We start from the raw sequence: 964 nt of genomic DNA, 5'->3' as shown, positions 1-964 counted from the left end.
TTGTTGATCGATGCTGCCAGCGGAGCTTCGTTAGCTCCAATGCAGATGCATCTGAAAACGGGTAACGCGGTCCATTCAACGGCAATCGATCGGCCGGCGATGGACGACCATCGTCTCGACGAAGTGACGCCCACGATGAACGAGTCCGGTGATTGGGGCCTGGACCGTAAGGTCGTCCATGTGATCGATCGAGAAGCCGACACACTAGGGCGGATGCGTCAGTGGGACCAAAAGGGGCATCTGTTTCTCGTTCGTTGCGATGATCGCCGAGTGAAGTGGAATGATGAAAGTGTTTTGCTTTCCGAAATCGAAGAGCATTTTGATCGCGAAATTCTTTTTGAGGCCTGCGGTGATGCACTTTATCACGGCAAAACGGTGACTCAGGAGGTCGCTGAAACAGAGGTCGTCCTGCATCGCCCGCACAGCGAAGTGATCGATGGTGAAAAGCGTCAGGTCAGCGGCGATCCAATCCGAGTACGTTTGGTGGTCACGCGATTGCTTGACGAGAACGATTACGTGCTAGCGCAGTGGACGCTTCTTTGCAATGTGTTTGATGCATCAATCAGCGGCTACCAAATCGCTCTATGGTACTACTGGCGTTGGCTAATCGAGACGTATTTCAAGCTGCTCAAGAGCCACGGCCAGGAATTGGAGCTGTGGCAACAGCAGAGCGGTGAGGCGATTGCGCGTCGAATTTTGGTTGCATCGATGGCATGCGTTGCCGTGATGCAACTACAAAACGATAGGAGCGACGAAGCTGCCGAGACAAAACGCATTCTGATTCGACTGAGCGGGCGACAGATGAAGTATGGTGTCGAGTCGACTCCGCCAGCATTATTGGCGGGAATGATGGTACTACTTTCGGTGACCGATATTTTGGAGTCACCCGACGTCGATATAGGTACACTCAAACGGCTCAAAGCCAAAGCTCTCCCCTTCGCACTTGTGTAGATACCAATGCCCA

General features: G+C 52.9%; 1 protein-coding gene. It reads left to right on the top strand.

The features are described from left to right. Positions 1–951 (top strand): IS4 family transposase (locus FYC48_RS22275; protein WP_235034372.1); only part of this gene is annotated, 951 nt, incomplete at its 5' end. Between the last annotated feature and the right edge of the window lie 13 nt (positions 952–964).

Source organism: Roseiconus lacunae (assembly GCF_008312935.1).
GTDB classification, from domain to species: domain Bacteria; phylum Planctomycetota; class Planctomycetia; order Pirellulales; family Pirellulaceae; genus Stieleria; species Stieleria lacunae.
Note: the sequence above shows the minus strand (reverse complement) of the source record. Positions and strands in the feature narration are given on the sequence as shown.